The 19,345-nt window shown below is 50.8% G+C and carries 18 protein-coding genes and 5 tRNA genes; 1 reads left to right on the plus strand and 22 read right to left on the minus strand.

Features of this window, described 5'->3' with window-relative positions; genetic code table 11:
* Nucleotides 1-45: 45 nt before the first annotated feature.
* The 12 genes from ppiD to ACJ8W9_RS05220 all read right to left on the minus strand — a co-directional run bounded on the left by ppiD (nt 46) and on the right by ACJ8W9_RS05220 (nt 10,204).
* A complete protein-coding gene (gene ppiD / locus ACJ8W9_RS05165) occupies nt 46-1,944 on the minus strand; it encodes a peptidylprolyl isomerase (RefSeq protein WP_411358813.1) in 1,899 nt (632 codons plus the stop codon).
* 108 nt (nt 1,945-2,052) lie between these two features.
* Nucleotides 2,053-2,129 (minus strand) — tRNA-Asp (locus tag ACJ8W9_RS05170).
* Nucleotides 2,130-2,136: 7 nt separating this feature from the next.
* Entirely contained in the window at nt 2,137-2,409 is a 273-nt protein-coding gene (hupB, locus tag ACJ8W9_RS05175; RefSeq protein WP_034732659.1) for a nucleoid-associated protein HU-beta, read from the minus strand.
* 311 nt (nt 2,410-2,720) lie between these two features.
* On the minus strand, nt 2,721-5,063 hold the full coding sequence (lon, locus tag ACJ8W9_RS05180; RefSeq protein ID WP_411360571.1) for an endopeptidase La: 2,343 nt from the start codon (nt 5,061-5,063) through the stop codon (nt 2,721-2,723).
* Nucleotides 5,064-5,205: 142 nt separating this feature from the next.
* On the minus strand, nt 5,206-6,483 hold the full coding sequence (gene clpX, locus ACJ8W9_RS05185) for an ATP-dependent protease ATP-binding subunit ClpX (RefSeq protein ID WP_411358815.1): 1,278 nt from the start codon (nt 6,481-6,483) through the stop codon (nt 5,206-5,208).
* 1 nt (nt 6,484) lies between these two features.
* Entirely contained in the window at nt 6,485-7,102 is a 618-nt protein-coding gene (clpP, locus tag ACJ8W9_RS05190; RefSeq protein ID WP_411358816.1) for an ATP-dependent Clp endopeptidase proteolytic subunit ClpP, read from the minus strand.
* A gap of 103 nt (nt 7,103-7,205) precedes the next feature.
* Nucleotides 7,206-8,507, minus strand: a complete 1,302-nt coding sequence (gene tig / locus ACJ8W9_RS05195) for a trigger factor (protein WP_411358817.1) — start codon at nt 8,505-8,507, stop codon at nt 7,206-7,208.
* Nucleotides 8,508-8,638: 131 nt separating this feature from the next.
* On the minus strand, nt 8,639-9,733 hold the full coding sequence (locus ACJ8W9_RS05200) for a GGDEF domain-containing protein (protein ID WP_411358818.1): 1,095 nt from the start codon (nt 9,731-9,733) through the stop codon (nt 8,639-8,641).
* Nucleotides 9,734-9,811: 78 nt separating this feature from the next.
* Nucleotides 9,812-9,888, minus strand: a tRNA-Pro gene (locus ACJ8W9_RS05205).
* Between the two features lie 29 nt (nt 9,889-9,917).
* Nucleotides 9,918-9,993, minus strand: a tRNA-His gene (locus ACJ8W9_RS05210).
* Between the two features lie 30 nt (nt 9,994-10,023).
* Nucleotides 10,024-10,100: transfer RNA gene (locus tag ACJ8W9_RS05215), tRNA-Arg, on the minus strand.
* Nucleotides 10,101-10,127: 27 nt separating this feature from the next.
* Nucleotides 10,128-10,204, minus strand: a tRNA-Pro gene (locus ACJ8W9_RS05220).
* Between the two features lie 259 nt (nt 10,205-10,463).
* Here ACJ8W9_RS05220 and folD point away from each other — a divergent pair.
* The gene (gene folD / locus ACJ8W9_RS05225; RefSeq protein WP_411358819.1) at nt 10,464-11,324 is read left to right on the plus strand and encodes a bifunctional methylenetetrahydrofolate dehydrogenase/methenyltetrahydrofolate cyclohydrolase FolD; all 861 of its coding nucleotides are present in this window, start codon (nt 10,464-10,466) and stop codon (nt 11,322-11,324) included.
* Here the strand turns inward: folD and ACJ8W9_RS05230 are convergent.
* From ACJ8W9_RS05230 to ACJ8W9_RS05275, 10 genes are read right to left on the minus strand one after another with little or no spacing between them, the layout of a single operon-like run.
* Complete coding sequence (locus ACJ8W9_RS05230; protein ID WP_411358820.1) at nt 11,321-11,989, minus strand: TadE/TadG family type IV pilus assembly protein; 669 nt, start codon at nt 11,987-11,989, stop codon at nt 11,321-11,323. The two genes, folD and ACJ8W9_RS05230, sit on opposite strands and share 4 nt — an antisense overlap.
* Nucleotides 11,962-12,681: a hypothetical protein gene (locus tag ACJ8W9_RS05235; RefSeq protein WP_411358821.1), complete on the minus strand. Its 720-nt coding sequence runs from the start codon at nt 12,679-12,681 to the stop codon at nt 11,962-11,964. Before ACJ8W9_RS05235 ends, ACJ8W9_RS05230 begins: the two co-directional genes overlap by 28 nt.
* Complete coding sequence (locus ACJ8W9_RS05240) at nt 12,678-12,935, minus strand: hypothetical protein (RefSeq protein ID WP_411358822.1); 258 nt, start codon at nt 12,933-12,935, stop codon at nt 12,678-12,680. The genes ACJ8W9_RS05235 and ACJ8W9_RS05240 overlap by 4 nt, the downstream gene beginning before the upstream one ends.
* A gap of 6 nt (nt 12,936-12,941) precedes the next feature.
* A complete protein-coding gene (locus ACJ8W9_RS05245; RefSeq protein WP_244441615.1) occupies nt 12,942-13,379 on the minus strand; it encodes a type II secretion system protein in 438 nt (145 codons plus the stop codon).
* Nucleotides 13,380-13,411: 32 nt separating this feature from the next.
* The gene (locus ACJ8W9_RS05250) at nt 13,412-14,434 is read right to left on the minus strand and encodes a type II secretion system F family protein (protein WP_411358823.1); all 1,023 of its coding nucleotides are present in this window, start codon (nt 14,432-14,434) and stop codon (nt 13,412-13,414) included.
* A complete protein-coding gene (locus ACJ8W9_RS05255; RefSeq protein WP_411360572.1) occupies nt 14,425-15,813 on the minus strand; it encodes a GspE/PulE family protein in 1,389 nt (462 codons plus the stop codon). The genes ACJ8W9_RS05250 and ACJ8W9_RS05255 overlap by 10 nt, the downstream gene beginning before the upstream one ends.
* A 1-nt stretch (nt 15,814) precedes the next feature.
* The gene (locus tag ACJ8W9_RS05260; protein ID WP_411360573.1) at nt 15,815-16,246 is read right to left on the minus strand and encodes a hypothetical protein; all 432 of its coding nucleotides are present in this window, start codon (nt 16,244-16,246) and stop codon (nt 15,815-15,817) included.
* Nucleotides 16,243-17,442: a hypothetical protein gene (locus tag ACJ8W9_RS05265; protein ID WP_411360574.1), complete on the minus strand. Its 1,200-nt coding sequence runs from the start codon at nt 17,440-17,442 to the stop codon at nt 16,243-16,245. The genes ACJ8W9_RS05260 and ACJ8W9_RS05265 overlap by 4 nt, the downstream gene beginning before the upstream one ends.
* Nucleotides 17,442-18,935 carry a hypothetical protein gene (locus ACJ8W9_RS05270; protein WP_411360575.1) on the minus strand — a complete coding sequence of 498 codons (1,494 nt, stop codon included), beginning with the start codon at nt 18,933-18,935 and terminating at the stop codon, nt 17,442-17,444. Before ACJ8W9_RS05270 ends, ACJ8W9_RS05265 begins: the two co-directional genes overlap by 1 nt.
* Complete coding sequence (locus ACJ8W9_RS05275) at nt 18,932-19,327, minus strand: hypothetical protein (RefSeq protein WP_411358828.1); 396 nt, start codon at nt 19,325-19,327, stop codon at nt 18,932-18,934. The genes ACJ8W9_RS05270 and ACJ8W9_RS05275 overlap by 4 nt, the downstream gene beginning before the upstream one ends.
* Nucleotides 19,328-19,345: the final 18 nt, after the last annotated feature.

A 19,345-nucleotide genomic window follows, 5' to 3' on the forward strand; every position in this document is an offset into this window, starting at 1 on the left:
GTGGGTGGCCCTCAATGCGGTTTTTGCTTGCGTGCAACAATTACCTTATTGGTTTGTTCCGCTGTCGTTGCTTTGATTCAGTAGAACTTCAATCTCAGCATCGCCACGCAACGCGTTAATCACCGCGCTGTATACTTCCTGCGAGTAATTATTCAGCAGCTGCTCTTGCAACTGAACGCTTTGTTCAGCGTCGATTTGCCCTGCACTGACGCCGTCAAGACGAACCACCGCAATATCACCATTTTCCAGCGTGACAGTGTCGATGTTAGTGCTGTCTGCAGCGGGCGCAGCCATACCGAACAAGGTTTGCACGACCATACGTGGATACTCAGAAGTTTGTCGCGTAACGTTGCTGACTTCAGTGAATTCTGCATCTGTTGCCTCACCCGAGCGAATCGCTGTGGCAATCGCATCAGCACGTTGCAAAGCAAGCTCCTGCGCGCGCTCCACAGTCAATGCTTGACGCACTTGGTCGGTCACTTCGCTCAGCGGTTGAGTGGCTGCGTCTTTATGATCGACCACGCGCACGACCACCGATTCAGTATCACTGATTTCGATGATGTCACTGTTGAAACGATCCGTGATCATTTCGTTCGAGAACACCTCTTGCACCACCGCTGGGGCAGCTAACGCACCGCGCGCTGAGCTTTCGCTAAACCAATCTGAGGTTTGTGCGGTAAGTCCAGTAGCTTCCGCCACTGCCGAGAAGGTATCTGGTACCTCAAAGGCAAGTTTCGCGACTTCTTGTTGCAACTCGTAATAGCGGTTCTGTACTTGCTGCTCACGTAAGTTTTCAGCAATCTCCGCACGCACTTCTTCAAACGGCGTAACTGAGCCTTCCTCTTTGTCGGTCAGTTTGATGATGTGATAACCGAAACTGGTCTCAACAACACCGCTAATATCACCGATATTTTCGAGCGCAAATGCCGCTTCTTCGAAATCCGCATCCATAGTGCCCGGCTCGATCCATTCCAGATCACCGCCCTGCTCACCAGAGAAAATATCGTCAGAGTTGGCTTGTGCCAGTTCAGCAAAATCCGCACCTTGCTCAATTTCTGCCAACAAAGCTTCTGCTTCCGCTTCAGCAGCGGCTGCATCATCACCACTCTCAATCAAGATGTGTGAGAAGCGATAGCGGGGCGCATCTTCATAGCGCGATAAATTACCTTCGTAGTAAGCACGTACGTCTTCTTCACTGACTTCGAGCTGTTCAGCTAGTTCAGCACCGTCGAGCAGAACGTACTCGACCTTAACTTGCTCCGGCACAGCAAAATTTTGCAAATTCTGATTGTACCAAGTGTCAATATCGGCATCGCTAATCTCAACCTTATCACGATAATCTTCCCAAGCGATTTGCGTGAAAGCGCCACTACGCTCTTGGCCCAGCAGCTGCAAGGTGTTATCTACTTCACTTGGTAACACAAATTCGCTGCCCACAATGCCGCGGACTAACTGCTGTGTAATAAGGTCACGACGAATCAGTTCAGCAAAGCCATCTGGGGTATAACCCATGCTCCGCAAAGTTGTGAGGTACAAATCATTATCGAATTGACCGGCAACTTTGAAGCCTGAGATATCGCGAATTGCCGCTTTCACTTGCTCCGGCGATGCGCGTAAACCGCGATCACGCGCGGCTTGCTCTAATAATTTTTGGTTGATGAGGTCATTGACCACTTGCGTGCGAATACGCTGTGTATAACGCGGGTCGCGTGCTAGCTGCTCGTAGAAGTCGCCGAGTTGTTGTTCCTGGCGGTTACGCTCGCTTTCCACTGCGCGTTCAAACTCTACTTGGGTGATATCTTCGCCATTCACCACTGCCACCGCCGGCTCAGGCTGGTTTGCGATATAACCACCAATCCCTGCTAAAGCGAACGTCAGCGCGATGAGTACAAGGAACACCTTGACCCAGAGGCTTTGTGACCCTTCACGAATCCTGTCCAACATAATTTCATTAACCTCAAAATGTTCTGTTTTTTACCGCGCGCTATTTTATCTCATTACGCGGAAAAAAAATAACCCGAAGACATGCTTCGGGTTACTTTCTCTATTCGCTGGCGGAACGGACGGGACTCGAACCCGCGACCCCCGGCGTGACAGGCCGGTATTCTAACCAACTGAACTACCGCTCCGCAGTGATTAGTTTACTGAATCTTTCAGTGCTTTACCGGCTTTGAAAGAAGGTACTTTAGCTGCAGCGATTTGGATAGTCTGGCCAGTTTGTGGATTACGACCAGTGCGAGCTGAACGCTCACGTACTGCAAATGTGCCAAAACCGACGAGTTGTACTGAATCACCTTTTTTCAAAGCATCAGTTACTGCTTCGATGAAAGAGTCCAGAGCACGTCCTGCAGCAGCTTTAGAAATTTCTGCTCCCTCTGCAATTTTGTCAACTAACTGAGACTTGTTCACAGTATCATCCCCTTAGATTGTTATTATCAGATTTTGCGTGGTTCCATTTGCATTTGCAATTGAATGGGCCCGCGAAGGTTATAACAAGCCTGAACAACGTGTTCAAGCAATTCAACAGGTTTGCGACTACTCCACGTTTCCCTGTCTCTCAAGTGGTATGTCAGAGTCTTTCGATGTGTTTGTCTGACCATCACTTTGACTCTAGGCTACCACAAGATTTTCGATTGAGAACCCTTTTTCACAAATTTTTTGACGAAAGAATGCGGTCTGCAGCCAGATCATGGGCTCACAGGCCGCATTTTTACGTTTTGTTAGGCCTTTTTAACCTCAGGTTCACGCTCTAAAGCGACTTTTAACACTTCATCAATCCACTGTACCGGCTGAATTTTCAGGTCTGCCTTTACGTTGTCACTGATTTCTTGCAAGTCGCGTTCGTTGTCTTTCGGAATCAATACGTGCTTGATACCACCACGATGCGCAGCTAAAAGCTTCTCTTTTAGGCCACCGATGGCCAACACTTCACCACGTAGCGTGATTTCACCGGTCATGGCGACATCGGCGCGCACTGGTATTTGCGTGAGCGATGACACCAACGCGGTCACCATGGCGATACCTGCGCTCGGACCATCCTTCGGTGTCGCACCTTCTGGCACGTGCACGTGGATGTCGCGCTTTTCATGGAAGTCATCAGGAATACCCAATTTATCCGCGCGGCTGCGTACCACCGTCAGCGCGGTTTGAATCGATTCTTGCATGACATCGCCTAGCGACCCGGTAGAAGTAATCTTACCCTTACCTGCTACGTTAGTGGCTTCAATGGTAAGTAAATCGCCCCCCACTTCGGTCCACGCTAAACCTGTCACCTGACCAATCTGGTTATTCTCTTCCGCTTTACCAAAGTCAAAGCGCTGCACACCTAAATAATCTTTCAGGTTATCAGCATTAATTTCGACTTTCTTAATGCGTTTATCGAGCACGATCTTCTTCACGGCTTTACGACATAAGCGCGAAATTTCGCGCTCGAGGTTACGCACACCGGCTTCACGCGTGTAGTAACGAATAATGCCCAGTATGGCATCGTCTTTGATATTTAACTCATTCTTGCGCAAACCGTTGCGTTCGAGCTGTTTCGGCAACAAATGACGCTTCGCAATATTGAGTTTCTCGTCTTCGGTATAGCCGGCCAACCGAATCACTTCCATGCGGTCAAGCAACGGCCCTGGAATGTTCATGCTGTTCGAAGTGGCAACGAACATCACATCAGACAAATCGTAATCAACCTCTAAGTAGTGGTCGTTAAAGTTAACGTTCTGCTCTGGGTCGAGCACCTCTAACAATGCCGAAGCTGGATCGCCACGCATATCAGCCGCCATTTTGTCGATTTCATCAAGCAAAAACAGTGGGTTACGAACGCCAACCTTTGCCATTTTCTGAATCAATTTGCCTGGCATCGAGCCTATATAGGTACGACGGTGTCCGCGGATTTCAGCTTCGTCACGCACGCCACCTAACGCCATCCGGATATACTTACGGCCAGTGGCCTTGGCAATAGACTGACCTAACGAGGTTTTACCAACGCCCGGCGGTCCGACTAAGCACAGAATGGCACCACGCACTTTACTGGTGCGCTGTTGCACCGCAAGGTACTCAAGAATGCGTTCTTTTACTTTCTCGAGGCCATAATGATCGGCGTCGAGAATTTGCTCAGCATTAGCCAGATCTTTCTTGATCCGTGAGCGCTTTTTCCAAGGTACCGAAACCATCCAATCGATATAACCACGCACCACTGTAGCTTCAGCAGACATGGGTGACATCATCTTCAATTTTTGTAGCTCAGCACGGGTTTTCTTCTCGGCTTCCTCGGGCATTTTTGCGTCTTGAATTTTCTTTTCAAGGGTTTCAAATTCATCTGGGCCGTCTTCCATCTCGCCGAGTTCTTTTTGAATCGCTTTCATTTGCTCATTCAAATAATACTCGCGCTGGCTTTTCTCCATCTGCTTTTTCACGCGTGAACGGATGCGCTTCTCAACTTGCAATAAGTCAATTTCGCCTTCCATCAACGCCATCAAAAACTCTAAACGCTCACGCACATCGGTAATTTCCAGTACCTTCTGCTTGTCGTTTAACTTCAAGGGCATGTGCGCAGCCATGGTATCGGCTAAGCGATCAGCTTCTTCGATACCCGATAACGAGGTCAGAACCTCAGGTGGTATCTTCTTGTTGAGCTTAACGTAGCCCTCAAATTGATTCACCGCAGAACGAATCATCACCTCTTCTTCTTTTTCTGGCATCTCTTCAGAGTCCAGGTAGTGCACTTTGGCACGGAAGAAGTCCTCATTCTCCTCGAAGGCATCAATCGCCGCTCGTTGTGAACCTTCAACCAGCACTTTGACTGTGCCATCAGGGAGTTTCAGCAACTGCAAAATGTTCGCAACAGTACCGATGCTATGAATATCTTTGGTTTCTGGCTCGTCTACGCTGGCATCCATTTGCGCCGATAGAAAAATTTGTTTGTTGTTTTCCATTGCCGCTTCGAGGCAGCGAATTGATTTCTCGCGTCCGACGAACAATGGAATGACCATATGCGGGTAGACCACTACATCACGCAGTGGCAAAACGGGAATACTTAACTGCTCGACCCGTGCTTCGCTCATCGTTATCTCCAGATTTGGTGATTAGGTGTCTTAAAATTTATCTTACTCTTAATATGAGGCCATGCGAAGAAAGTTCAATGATTTGCATAAAAAAAGGGCCAAACAGGCCCTTTTTGCACATTTTTCATGCTAACTGAGCTATTTACTCACCTGAAGCATGCTTTTCTTTGTCTTGATTTTGATAAATCATGATCGGCTTCGAATCGCCGGCAATCACCGATTCATCAATCACAACTTTGCTGACGTTGTCGATAGACGGTAACTCGTACATGGTATCGAGGAGCACGCCTTCAACAATCGAGCGCAAACCGCGTGCGCCAGTCTTGCGCTGCATTGCTTTACGGGCAATGGCGCGCAATGCGTCATCACGGAACTCAAGCTCGGCACCTTCCATTTCAAACAATGCTGAATATTGCTTGGTCAGCGCGTTCTTCGGTTCTTGCAGAATTTGCACTAAGGCATCTTCATCGAGCTCTTCGAGCGTCGCCAATACTGGCAAACGGCCAATAAACTCAGGAATCAAACCGTACTTTACCAAATCTTCTGGTTCCACCTGACGCAGCAGATTCGCTGCTTGTTCACTGGCTTTCTTTTTCACTTCAGCGCCAAAACCGATGCCAGTACCGATACTCACTCGTTGCTCAATGACTTTATCGAGACCTGCGAATGCACCACCACAGATAAACAATATTTTCGATGTATCCACCTGCACAAACTCTTGCTGCGGGTGCTTACGTCCACCTTGCGGTGGCACAGCTGCAACGGTTCCTTCAATCAATTTAAGCAAGGCTTGCTGCACGCCTTCGCCAGACACGTCACGAGTGATCGATGGGTTATCTGACTTGCGTGAAATCTTGTCGATTTCATCAATATAAACGATACCGCGCTGTGCTTTGTCGACATCGTAGTCGCACTTTTGCAACAGCTTCTGGATGATGTTCTCGACATCTTCGCCGACGTAACCTGCTTCGGTTAAGGTCGTTGCATCAGCCATGGTAAAAGGTACATCTAAATAACGCGCCAACGTTTCAGCTAGATACGTCTTACCCGACCCAGTTGGACCAATCAGCAAGATATTACTTTTACCGAGTTCTACATCTTCTTTGCCTTTACCTGAGTTGCGCAAGCGTTTGTAGTGGTTGTAAACCGCTACGGCCAACACCCGCTTGGCAAATTCTTGACCGATAACGTAGGCATCTAAATGCGCACGAATTTCTTTCGGCGTCGGTAAATGGTCACTGTCACCTTGTGGGGCGATATTCTGAATTTCTTCTTCAAGAATGTCGTTACATAACTCGACACACTCGTCACAAATAAATACCGAAGGCCCTGCAATAAGTTTGCGCACCTCGTGCTGACTTTTCCCACAAAAGGTACAAAACAACGGCTGTTCGCCATCACCTTGGGTTTTATCAGTCATGCTATTCTCCAGCTCGTTGCATCAATACTTTGTCAACGACACCATAATCTACAGCTTCTTGCGCTGACATAAAGTAATCACGGTCGGTATCTTTTGCTACTTGCTCAACATCACGACCAGTGTTTTCCGCTAACATGCGGTTCATCTTGTCTTTTATATCGAGAATTTGTCGCGCATGGATCTCAAAGTCTGATGCTTGCCCTTGGAAACCACCTAAAGGTTGGTGAATCATGACTCGCGAGTTAGGTAAGCAATAACGCTTGCCTTTCGCGCCACCAGCCAACAAGAAGGCACCCATGCTCGCCGCTTGCCCCATGCACACAGTGCTTACGTCTGGCTTGATAAAGCGCATAGTATCGTAGATTGCCATTCCTGCGGTTACTGCGCCGCCCGGCGAGTTGATGTACAAGAAAATATCTTTTTCTGGGTTTTCTGATTCTAAAAACAGTAGCTGCGCGACAATGAGGTTGGCCATATGGTCTTCAACCTGACCGACGCAGAAAATGACGCGTTCTTTTAACAGTCGTGAATAAATGTCGTAGGAACGCTCACCTTTTGAGGTTTGCTCTACAACCATAGGGACTAACTGCGCGATAGGATCGTGCGCGAGTTGCGACATAGGTACTACTCCTAAAATAAAAATGGCTCGTATAAGACTATACGAGCCATTAAACCAAGTTGTGAGTGATTCCGTCAACGCCTAGCGCGCAGAATCCTTCAACTTACTTCTGCTTTGGGTTCATCAAATCGTCAAAGCTGGTTTTCTTCGCTTCAACTTTTGCTTGACCAAGTACGAAGTCGATTGCTTGTTCTTCAAGGGCAACGTTGCGCACTTGCTGCATCAACTCTTGATTGCCTTTGTAGTACTGTACAACTTCTTCTGGGTCTTCATAAGCAGAGGCATTGTTGGCAATGATCTCTTCAACTTTCGCGTCATCAACTTTCAACTCGTTGCCGCGAATCACTTCGCCCAACAACAAGCCAACTTTAACACGCTCTTTCGCTTGTTCTTCAAACAAGTTCGCTGGCAATTCTGGCATTTGTGAAGCATTGTTGCCAAAACGCTGCATTGCTTGACGGCGTAATACGTCGATTTCTTGCTTCACCATCGCTGATGGCAAATCAACTTCGTTCGCATCGACCAAACCTTTCAACACCTGCTCTTTCACTTTCGCTTTGATGGTGTTGCTAAGCTCGCGCTCCATGTTCTTGCGTACTTCAGCTTTCAGCGCATCAACGCCGCCTTCAGTAACACCGAACAAAGCGACGAATTCATCGTCTAACTCAGGCAGAACTTGCTCTTCAACTTTTTTCGCAACGATATCGAACTCTGCTTCTTTACCTTTCAGGTTTTCCGCGTGGTAGTCTTCAGGGAAAGTAACCTTAATGGTCTTCTCTTCACCTGCTTTCATACCAATGATGTCGTCTTCGAAACCAGGGATCATTCGACCTTGACCCAGTTCCAACGCGAAGTCTTCAGCTTTACCACCAGCAAATTCTTCACCGTCGATACGACCCGTGAAATCAATAGTGATGCGTTCACCTTTCTTCGACTTACGCTTCACTTCTTTCCAGCTCGCGTGTTGCTTGCGCAAAGTTTCCAACATGTTGTCGACGTCTTTGTCAGTGACTGTCACGTCAGGCTTTTCAACAGCGATGCTGTCTAAACCTTTGACTTCAACCTCTGGATAAACTTCGAACGTTGCAACGAACTCAAGGTCTTTTCCAGCTTCGTTGACTTTAGGCTCAATCGAAGGAGGACCTGCTGGGTTGATTTGTTCTTGCATGATCGCTTCGAAATACTTGCTTTGCATCAGTTCAGATGCAGCGCGTGCCCGAGCTTCTTTGCCGAATAATTTTTGCAATACATTCGGTGGTACCTTGCCCTTACGGAAACCGTTGATACGGCGATTACGGTACTCGTTCTTTAACAGCTCTTTGACTTTCTCGTCGATGGTTGCCGCTGGCACAGTAATGGTGGCGCGGCGTTCTAATCCTTGGGTTGTCTCTACAGAAACCTGCATTGCTTTATTACCTCGGCTTCACTATTGGCCTTGAGCCCACGTCTAGCAAGGGACTCATTGAAAATGACGCAGCATTATAGCGAAGCGACACCCATCAGTCGAGTAGTGATGCTTATCTTTTTCGTGAGAAATTACTGGCGAGAGAGCAGAACGAAGCCGTCGCGGCCTTTAGATTTCGCTTGATAAACCGCATGATCGACCTTGCGTAGCACTTCGTCAGTGGTCAATTCGGGCTCTGGCACCAAGGAGAAAATACCGATACTCACGGTCACACCATGGAGCTTTTCGCAACTTCGAATCGCCTCCAATAACGCCGCAGCGCTTTGGCTTGCATCAAAAGGTGTTAGGTTCGGCGCAATGACGATAAATTCATCACCACCGTAACGCGCGACTTGCTCACCACTGCGTTGGAAGGCCTGCTTGAGTTGCTGCGCAACGCAGCACAGTGCCTCGTCACCGGCAATATGTCCACGCTCGTCATTGAGCTGTTTAAAATGATCGATATCAATCATAAACACAGTTAACCGCTGTTGATTGCGTTGCGTACGCCGCAATTCGCTATCTAACACTGCATCAAGCCCACGACGATTAAGCAACTGAGTGAGACTATCTTGCTGCGCTTGGCGCGCGAGCATGGCGTTGGCCTCACGTAATTCGGCTTGCACTCGAGTAAGTTCAGCTTCGCTACGATGCCGTGCTATGGTGTTAGTGATCATATCGGCGACCAAGCGCATTTGGCGAACATCTTCATTCTGCCAATGGGTCTTTCGTTGCACCAAATCACAGCCGACAAAGCCGATCAATTTCGCCTCTAGATACATGCCGACGGCCATCATGGCACCAATATTTTCGCGCTCTAACTCCGCCTTGAACCCTGCAGTTTCGGCCGGTAACTGACTAACATCATCGACCAATAGCTTACCGTCACGCAGCATCACCTCAAAAAACCAAGGCATGGCGTTAATTGGAACATCCTGTAAGTCATCTTTATGTGCACTCACGTCGGCAGCAACCCATTCATGGGTATTGGACATGGTTTGATAGGTTTCATCGAACAGAAAGACGTAACACCGATCTTTACGCCCACCGCTACCGAGCGCTGCTAACGCTTGTTCAATGTGACTTGCGGCTTCGTCTGGAGCAGCGTTGATCAGGTTGGTGCTGATATCAAGGATCAGGTAAGCAAAACTGTCATCATTATGGGTCGACGATTCGGTCAAAGCCATTATTATAGGGTCGCGTTAAGTTAATGTAACAACTATGAGCGAAGATTGGCGACAATTCAAGCACTGTGAAAACAAGAATGGTCGGCGAGACTGGATTCGAACCAGCGACCCCTTGGACCCAAACCAAGTGCGCTACCAAGCTGCGCTACTCGCCGAACAATTAATGAGGGGAAATCTTTAGAAATGGGGTGGCTGATGGGATTCGAACCCACGACCACCGGAATCACAATCCGGGGCTCTACCAACTGAGCTACAGCCACCACTACTATCATGTCTTGCCAGGGCATTTATGGCGCACCCGGCAGGATTCGAACCTGCGACCCACGGCTTAGAAGGCCGTTGCTCTATCCAACTGAGCTACGGGCGCATGTTGCTTGCATAAATCTTGTACAAATGGTCGGCGAGACTGGATTCGAACCAGCGACCCCTTGGACCCAAACCAAGTGCGCTACCAAGCTGCGCTACTCGCCGACATTGCTTTGTACAACTTCATGTTAAACCCGTGCAGGACGCGGCCTGACAACGGGGGCGAATGATACCCACTCGTTGGCACAGCGTCAAACATTTTTTTGGGGATTTGCACCGACTGCCGATTTTTGCGCCAATTCGTCGGAATTATCATCGAAAGCGCATTTTCATGCTTGATTCTTAACTACAATAGTGCACCAAAACATGGCAAAATAGCGAGCCATTCGAGCCTTCTACCGTTCATCTTTTTTCGAGGATACGCATGTCAGCGCAACACATTGATGGGAAACGCGTCGCTCAAGAAGTTCGCGACCAAGTCAAACAGCGCATCGCCGAGCGCGTTGCACAAGGACTTCGAGCACCGGGCCTAGCCGTAATATTAGTCGGTAGCGATCCAGCCTCGCAGGTCTACGTTGGGAGTAAGCGACGCAGCTGCAAAGAAGTCGGTATCGTTTCAAAGTCGTACGATTTACCTGCCGATACTACGCAAGCGCAATTGCTGGCATTGATCGATGAGCTGAATGACGATAGCAGCGTCGATGGCATCTTAGTGCAACTACCATTACCGCAAGGTCTTGATGCCCAAGAATTACTCGAACGTATCGACCCAAAGAAGGATGTCGATGGCTTCCACCCGTTTAATATGGGGCGTCTAGCGCAACGTAATCCAGCCCTGCGTCCTTGTACGCCGCGCGGCGTGATTACGCTACTTGATTCAATCGGGCTAGATTTGCACGGCCAGCACGCGGTCGTGGTTGGCGCTTCCAATATTGTCGGTCGCCCCATGAGTCTTGAACTCTTATTAGCTGGTGCAACGACAACCGTCTGTCATCGCTTTACTAACGATCTGCAACAGCATGTTGAGCGCGCTGATGTTTTGGTTGTTGCGGTGGGTAAACCTAACTTTATTCCCGGCGAATGGGTTAAACCGGGCGCCGTCGTGATTGATGTCGGCATCAATCGACTTGAAGACGGCAGCTTGGTTGGTGATATCGGCTATGCCGCGGCTGCCGCGCGCGCCAGTTATATCACACCGGTACCTGGAGGGGTTGGCCCGATGACCGTCGCTACACTGCTGCAAAACACCCTGCAAGCTTGCGAAACTTGGCACGCCCCAGCCTAATCGTTCAGCCCTTCGCGATAGCCACTAAGCAGCGGCTGACTGAGCCGCTGCTGCAACGCCCACAGTGGCTGTCCTAGCACTTCCGCCCGCAGCGCACAGAAACGTTGCGCCGGTGCATCCCACCAATTACGTAACTCCATTATCACTTGAGCGGCCAACGGCACCTGCAAGGGTAAACACCACCAAACTTCAAGTTCGAGCATCGTCTCGCGTTGCCTTAGCGCAGGATGATCAACTGCGAGTTCATTCAGCCAACGGCCACTAACTAAGTCATAGCGTCGTTCCACTTGCGTCATTAATTGCTCCGCAGTGGGTTGATGCACGGTGATCTTGCGCGCGAGTTGCGCATGCAGATGTTGTTGCAACGTGGCACGCCAATGCGCGGTTCGCAACTCGCTACGCGTGGCTGGTTGCCCCTCCACTCGTTGTGGCTGCAAACTTGCCATTCCGGCACTGAGCGTGCGTTCAATCGCTTGTGTACTGCCGTGATTTAGACTCCCAGCGCGCACCGCAAAGGCCACCGCTACATTGAAGGTCGACTGGGCAAACACCAACCATAACAGTTGCACGATCAACAAAGCCGTCAACAGCAACAGTGGCAGCACAATGACTGCCTCGATGCTGGCCTGACCGCTGGCTAACGACAGCCGCCGCTTGCTACACATTGCTGCCAACTCTGCTGTAGTGCCGCAAATTCGGTCAAAAGCTGCTTTACGTTAAAGCCACCAATAATGGCATTGTCACTCACCAGTTCGATTGTTTCCGTGCTGTCGCTGCGCAATTGCTTAATCTCCGCAAGGTCGGCATACACACTGGTGCCATTGAAGATATCGGCATCCACTCGGGAGACATTGCGAATAGCATTGCCGTTCAAGTCCAGATGAGTTTCCATTTGTTGGTACTCCGGATGAGCGGGATCGGCAACGCGCTGCAAAAACCTTTGATTTAATACGAGTGGAAGCGGTTGCCAAACATGCAAGCGAAGTTCGTCTCGGGCCGACACGTCGGCCCCGGTAAGATGATGCGCAAGCGCTCTCGCTTGATTTGTACTCGGCGCCTGAATCGCCAGTCGCAACAGGCCATTGTTATAGCTTAATTGCCATGGTTCTGGCCAAGGCTGCCACAGCTCAGTCACATAACCTTTGTTAATAAGCTCAGGCAAGTCGTTAGGCCGCCGCTGTTCCGTCAACCAAAAACGGTCGATGGCGTTGAGCATAACCTCTGCAGCGTGCACATCATTTTGCAGTTGCTGGGTGCGCTGATGGCGCAGCCACCACTGCTGACTAAATACTAGAACGGTGGTCAAAATACTTAAAGCAATGACCAGTTCAAATAATACAAAAGCGCGTGATTTCATGAGGCGTCTCCAAATTGCAGTTGCAGCAGCTGCCGCACTTGCTGTTGACTGCGCCACAACTGGTCCGTCTGCAACTGCTGCGTCAGTACCTGTTGTTCGGTGACCACTTGTTCCAGTTGCCAACTGCGGTCGCTGAGCAAGGTCATCACCAACAACACAAACCCAGCCAGACAAGCAAGTGCCAGCACCCACTCCAACAACAGGTAACCGTCCTGTGCGACACCTTTATTGCTCACTTGACTAGCTAGGTTCATCACAAACTAGCCTTGAAAACGTAAGGTTAAGGTTCCGGCGCTATAAGTACTGTCGACCGTATATTCAACAAAGTCACGAGCCAAGCGAGCTCCTTCGCCATCATTGCCAATCCCGCCCATCGTCACCACATAGCGGCTGCTATCACTGGCATCAACATCCACTGAAATAGCGCCACCCCATGGGTTCATGCCGGTGCCATCGGCCCAATTTTCTGGCACTGCGGCAATTTCTGACATCGAAGTCATGCTGATACCGGTAAAGTCGCCATTGCGCGGCCGCCACAGCTGGGCCCCTGCTTGCACTGTGACAATTTGGTTTTTTGCCTCACTCACGCGCGAATTACCCACCGCCCAATCACGCACCGCAAGCGTGCCAATGGTGGCTAAAGCGATAATGGCTAGCACCGTAAGAACTTCAATGAACGTAAAGCCTTGTTGTTTCATCTTGCTACACTCCATGTATTGTTAAAAAACTACTAACGTACGTGTTGTTGGGTGACGGCCATCAGCATGGAACCCATGCCACCGACTGTCATTAACAACAACCAAAGGATCAGCAAATAGCTGCTGACTTGCATGAGCACCCGCAAGCGCGCCAGTGCTGCGATAGCATCTTTTGCGGCATAGCCTGCGACACGTTGCAAAGTGCCATGTTCGGTGGCATTGCGACTGCCATTTTGCAGCCGAAATAACATTCGTGGCGACAGCAGACCGCAATCGAGGATCACGGCCAGGCGGCGCTCTCCTTGCGCCAGCAACTGTCGTAGTTGTGGAAGGCAATAGCTTAGCGAGCCTTGACCAAATTCCTGCATGGCCTGCAAAGCTCTATCGAGGCGGATCCCAGCGCCTAGCAACACTGTTAAAGTTTGCAGGAGTAAGACGCCGTCAAAGTAGCGCCGAATGACAAATGCGCCCTGCTGTGCACACCAAAGCCACACCGGTCGACGAAAATCGATAAGTGGATAGGGTCCCCAAAACACTAACAGTAAGCCAACCAACACCCCGGCAATACTGCCGAGCATCCACGGTGAACTGGTGACCGTCAGTTGTTGTGCGAGCATTGGCCAATGTAGTTCATCCAGCCCGCTGGCAAGCTTCGGTAGCACCCACTGACCGACGGCGAAGCAGGCGAACATACTGACGAGCAGCATAATCAATGGGTAAATCAATGGCCGCCAGAAAGCATTGAGTGCCTCGCGGCGCTGCAGCTCAAAGCGACGCTGGGCACTGAGTAATTCGGTCAGTAGCCCACTGCGCTCCCCGACACTCACCAGCATACAAAGATCATGATCAAACCAAGGCCGCATCGCGGTGACCATCGGCTGCCCTTGATAAAGTGCCGCTTGCATGGCTTGAATCGCATGATTTTCACTGTTGAGGCGTTGCTGATCGGCATGTTGACTCAGCTCATCACAAATCTGTGCAGCAGCCAGCCCGTCACCAATCGCTAATGCAATGTCTTCAAGCAAAGCGCCCTGCTGTTCGCGCGTTAATGGCATAAAACCTCCTCGCGCAATTGCTGTGCCAATGGTTGCCAGCCCTGCTCAACCAGTTGCTGGTGATAGCTACTCAATTGGTCGGCGCGTAACGCTTGTAAGAACGCTGGGGTCATTTCCAGATACTCAACTACCAAACGGCGTCGCCCAATACCGCTGCCACCGCAACTGCTGCAGCCGGCTCTTGCACCTACCAGACAATCGGGACAATCCTGTGGCACCAAGCGCTGCGCCATAATGCCGGCCAACACCCCAGGTTGCGCCAAGCTAGCCGCCGAGAGACCTAGGTCCAGTAACCGTTGCAACACACCAAAACAGTCATGTGCATGAATTGTAGCGGTTACCAAGTGGCCGGTAAGTGCGGCCGTGTATGCAGCGTGAGCCGTTTTGCTATCACGGATCTCACTGATCGAAATGACATCTGGATCCTCCCGCAACGCCACCTTGACCATGTTGGCAAAGTTCAACTCAGCATGTTCTGCCAACACTGGCTTTTGCTCGACGTGTGGCTGCACAATCTCGATTGGGTCTTCGAGCGAAATGATCTTCTGATCTGGCGGAATCATTAAATTGAATGCAGCTAAGCTGGTGGTTTTACCCTGTCCGGTTGGCCCAGCCACGATCAGTAGACCTTGCGGTTGCTCAAGCAATAGCCGCAGCTTGGCGACAATGCTGGGGGCTAAGCCTAACTCGGCATAGCTGAGAATTTTCTGACGCTCGAATTGCACTCGCATGGTCACCGCAAAGCCGTTACGGATCGGAGATTTTTGCACGCGCAATCGTAAGCGCTGCGGTTGTCCCTGATGCACCACCGTTAAATTAATACTGGCGCTCGACAAGCGTTGCTCGTCAAACAGTTCATGAAAGTCATCTGAGCTGGTATTCAGTGCCGCGGCGATGGCGGCAGCGAGCAATTCACGCGGTCGCTCGACGTGCCCTACCATGCGACCATGCACACGAAACGAAAGCGCCGCCGCCTGCTGATCGAAACTCAAGTGGATATCTGATGCCTGCCAGTCCAACGCCTGCAACACTAAGTCTTCCAACGCCTGCTGGGCCCGTGTGCGATCAAACAACTGTTGTTGTTGCTGTCTTTGTTGTTGCTGATGTAACGCATCGGCATCATGCAAAAAACTGCGAATGTCTCGGGCATCAGCCAGCAAATGCATGCGAAACTGCTGCCGAGCGCGCAACTCCTCACGTAAATTAGTCAACACCAACGAAGCTTGCTGCCAAGCCTCATTACTGGCTACTAAGCAGCCATCACTGGTGACCACCACCGCCAGCCCACTTGATTGCTGTTCACTAAGCGCCAAGCACTCGCGCAAATAACGCCCGTCAGCCTCAGCTTCCTGCCATTCTTCATGAGTGATGTAGCGCATCTCAAAGCCCCTCTGGCAAATGAAAGCGACGCTGCGCTCCAGCTCTAGACACGATGAGTTGCTGCGCCTCGACTTCAAGCACAAAACCGTGCTCGCTATGCGCTGGGGTCAGTAGCCACTGTTGCTCGGCATCACTCAGCCGTACCCACAATTGCTGGTCGGTGCGAATCACACTTTGTAGCCGCAGTCCGGCCAAACTCGCTTGCTCAGCCACTGGTAACGCATTCGATGGCGCATCGATATTGGCGATCTCACTGCGCAGTTGCGCTGCTTGCAATTCATACTGCAACTTACGCACTTGCGTGGCGGCACGCAGCTCCGCAAGTTCATCAATGCGTAACTGACTCACCTGTTGGAGTTGTTGCGCCAGTTCCGTTGTGGGCGTGGTTGCACTGGTCAAGACAACCCCAAGAAAACTGATCCATGTCATCATGCTGCTGGGTCCTCTGTTGCGGGTGGAAGTAATTCGTAGTGGCGCAACGTCAGATCTAGTTGCAGAGTTGCGCGATAGGAGAGTTTAAGACCGATGATGCGTAGCTGTTGGTTGGTCAATAATGCCTGCACGCGGCGCAATTCATCCCAACCAGTGGCAGCAAGCAACACTTGCCATTGTTGCCATTGAAACCATTGGTCTTGGCCACGCTGTACCGCATTCACTTGCAACTTAGGAAAATAACGTTGGGCGTTATCCTGCCAAGCCACGACTGACCAAGGCTCGCTCTGCTGCGGCGGTTGCCAACGCGGTTTATCAATGGTGGTGATTAGTTGGGTGGTAGCTTTGCCTTGCTGCAACTGCCAGTCACTTGCCACTTGCGCCAGTAACTCCTCGCTGCGTCCGTAAGTAGCACGCAACTGCGCAGTCAAACGATTGCCTTGTAGGTAAGCACTTTGCCATTGCCAGCCAGCTAAGTGTTCAAACCCATCCAGTAGTCGCGGTAAGTCGGCTAATAACTCCAGTGCTAAACCAGTCGGCGCAGGAGCTATCTGCGTTGGTTGCGCAGCGTTAGCGGTGCTGGTTTGCGGCCAAAAGTACCACGCCACCATTGCCGCGCTGGCAAACGCAAGCAGCAGCGCTAGTAACAGTCGTTGTCGCTGTTGCCCCGCGGTGGGTTGCTGCAAACCTCGAAGTCGCGCCGGTTTTAATAGCCTTAGGTCCTGAATATCGACTTGTGCCACCCGTAAGCGCCAGCTGCTTAATTGCTGGCGACAAAATTGCTCAAGCTCAGCGGGAGCGCTTTTGGCGAGCAATAATGCCGAGTCACTCCGCCCACCGCTTTTCATTTCTGCAAGTTGTAATTGGATATGTTCAGCACCATCAGCATCGTGCTCGACCGCGCAGCAATGCAACAGTTGTTGCTCTTGCCAAGCAACACAAACCAGTTGTCCTTGCCATAATGCCAAATAGATACCGTGTCGAATTTTGGCGAACTGCCGACGCACGCAAATAGCTAAGTCATATTGCTCACCCGCGCCCGCTTCGGCACTACAGGCCAGCCAATAGCTGCGCCCTTGCCGCACCAAAGCGTAGCGTTGTAGGTTGCGACTTTTCGCTAGTTTGAGCGCAGCGGCCACTGCGCGACTTGATTTCAGCTGCTGCCGCCATGCATTGATCAACCACAACTCGCTCATCAGTTAGACTCCCGATGAATGATGGTCGGCGTTAGCAATACTAAGGTTTCACTCTGCCGCTGCTGATGCAACTGTTCGCCACCCAGCAACCAACTCACCCAGCTTTGTTGCTGCTGTTGCTGTTCACGCTCATTGCGCAGCCCAGAAAGCAGCAATGTTTGACCATCGCCAACCACCGCCTGCATAAAAAACTGCTTACGATTGGTATGGGGCGTTTGAATCAACTGATCGCCGGAGCGCACTTCATCTATACGTTGCAGATCAGATAACTCGGTCGAGAGCTGCAGAATCACTTCGCCATGGCGAATACTCGGCAAAACATAAAGCTCAAACCCCGTGGTCACGACGCCGGGCTGTAATGTGCTGGTCGCGCCAACATTGACAGTGTTGGTGGTTCCTGAGCTCGCCAGGTATGTAGCATTGTCTTGTAAGGCAATCTTAGCGATTTGGTTATTGAGGCTCAGCACTCGCGGCTGATTGTTGATGCGCACCAGACCTTGCTGTTCTAGGGCTTGCAAAAAGACTTCTGAGCCGCTCATGCGCCCAGTTTGACGCTGCCAAAACAACTGTCCACCCAGCGCTTCAGCGGCGTTTCCCAGCGCGCCGCCGGTCATACCGAACAGCGTATTGCCACCTGCCGACTCAGCCAGCGCCTGCCAGTTGACCGCATGTTGTTGCTCATCGTTGAAGCTCACTTCGATGATCTGTACTTCGATGGCTACTTGCCGGGTAAGGCGCTCATTCTGCTGTTGCAGGTAGTGTTCCACTTGTGCCACATGATGAGGCGTATCTTTCACCAGCACTGAGGTAGAACTTTGATTGATCTGCAACTGCCCTTCCGCTGAGAGCAATAAGCCAAGTGCGATACGCAAATCTTCCCAAACATTGTGCTGGTTGTTACTAAAATTACTAAACTGATCACTACTGGCGACCGCAGCCGTAGCAGCCTCTCCCGCTTGACGCTGTTGTTGTCCCTGGCGCTGGTCGCGATTCCCCATAAAAAATTCACTCGCACCCGCAATAAATGCGACATCGAACTCCGCGGTTTGCCAGCGGCTAATCACTACACGTTCAGCCTCAGTGTCGATAAACCAATTGCCGTTTTGCGCAAGGCGGCGGAGCAAACCCGCGATATCGCCTTGGAAATGGAGACTCACTCGTTCATCAGCAAGCTCAGGTTCGGTAAACCACATACTCACCGCTTGCCCAAGCAAACTATCTTGCAGCAGATCGCGCACAGCAACCTGTTGCGCGCTCACCGTCACGGGAGCACTCAAATAGCCCGGTTGCTCAGCAAGATCGGCGGCAGGCAATTCAACAAATAATTCATCACTGTGATGCACCGTGAGTGCCTCAGTTTTCGGCGTACTCTGTCGATGCAATTCAGCTAATTCCGCCAACGCCCGCTGCTTAGTGTCAGCTAGGGGAGCCTCACTTGGCGCTGCGCATGCAGCCAAGCAGGCGACGCAGCTCAGCATCAGCCACCATTTCATGACGAACGCTCGGTACGCATGCTTACCACGGCGCTGCGATTGGCATAGAGCGTCAGTTGTAAACCGAAAGGTTTGAGGATCTGAGTTAGTGCGTTGTTATAGGAGTCAGCTTCAAGCTGATAGGCGGTCGACCAACGGAAGTGGGGAGAGGCCTGCCAATACACTTTATCGACCTGAAAGTGCTGCAGTAACAAGCTTTCTATTTGCGGTTGTAACAGCCCGGGCTCGAGCAACACAGTGACGGCATTGATCAATTGCTCAGGTTCAGCAACCGCTGCCGGCAGTTGCCGCTGCGCAGGACGTTCGAGTAAGGTATTGAAGGGTTGGCATACACTTGGCGCCGTATCCTTGGCGCCAAGCAGACTTATGAAAAGCCAAAGTAAAGAACTCATGTAACGACCTCCGTGTCT

It is taken from the genome of Pseudidiomarina salilacus (assembly GCF_047323925.1).
Classification (GTDB): Bacteria; Pseudomonadota; Gammaproteobacteria; order Enterobacterales; family Alteromonadaceae; genus Pseudidiomarina; species Pseudidiomarina salilacus.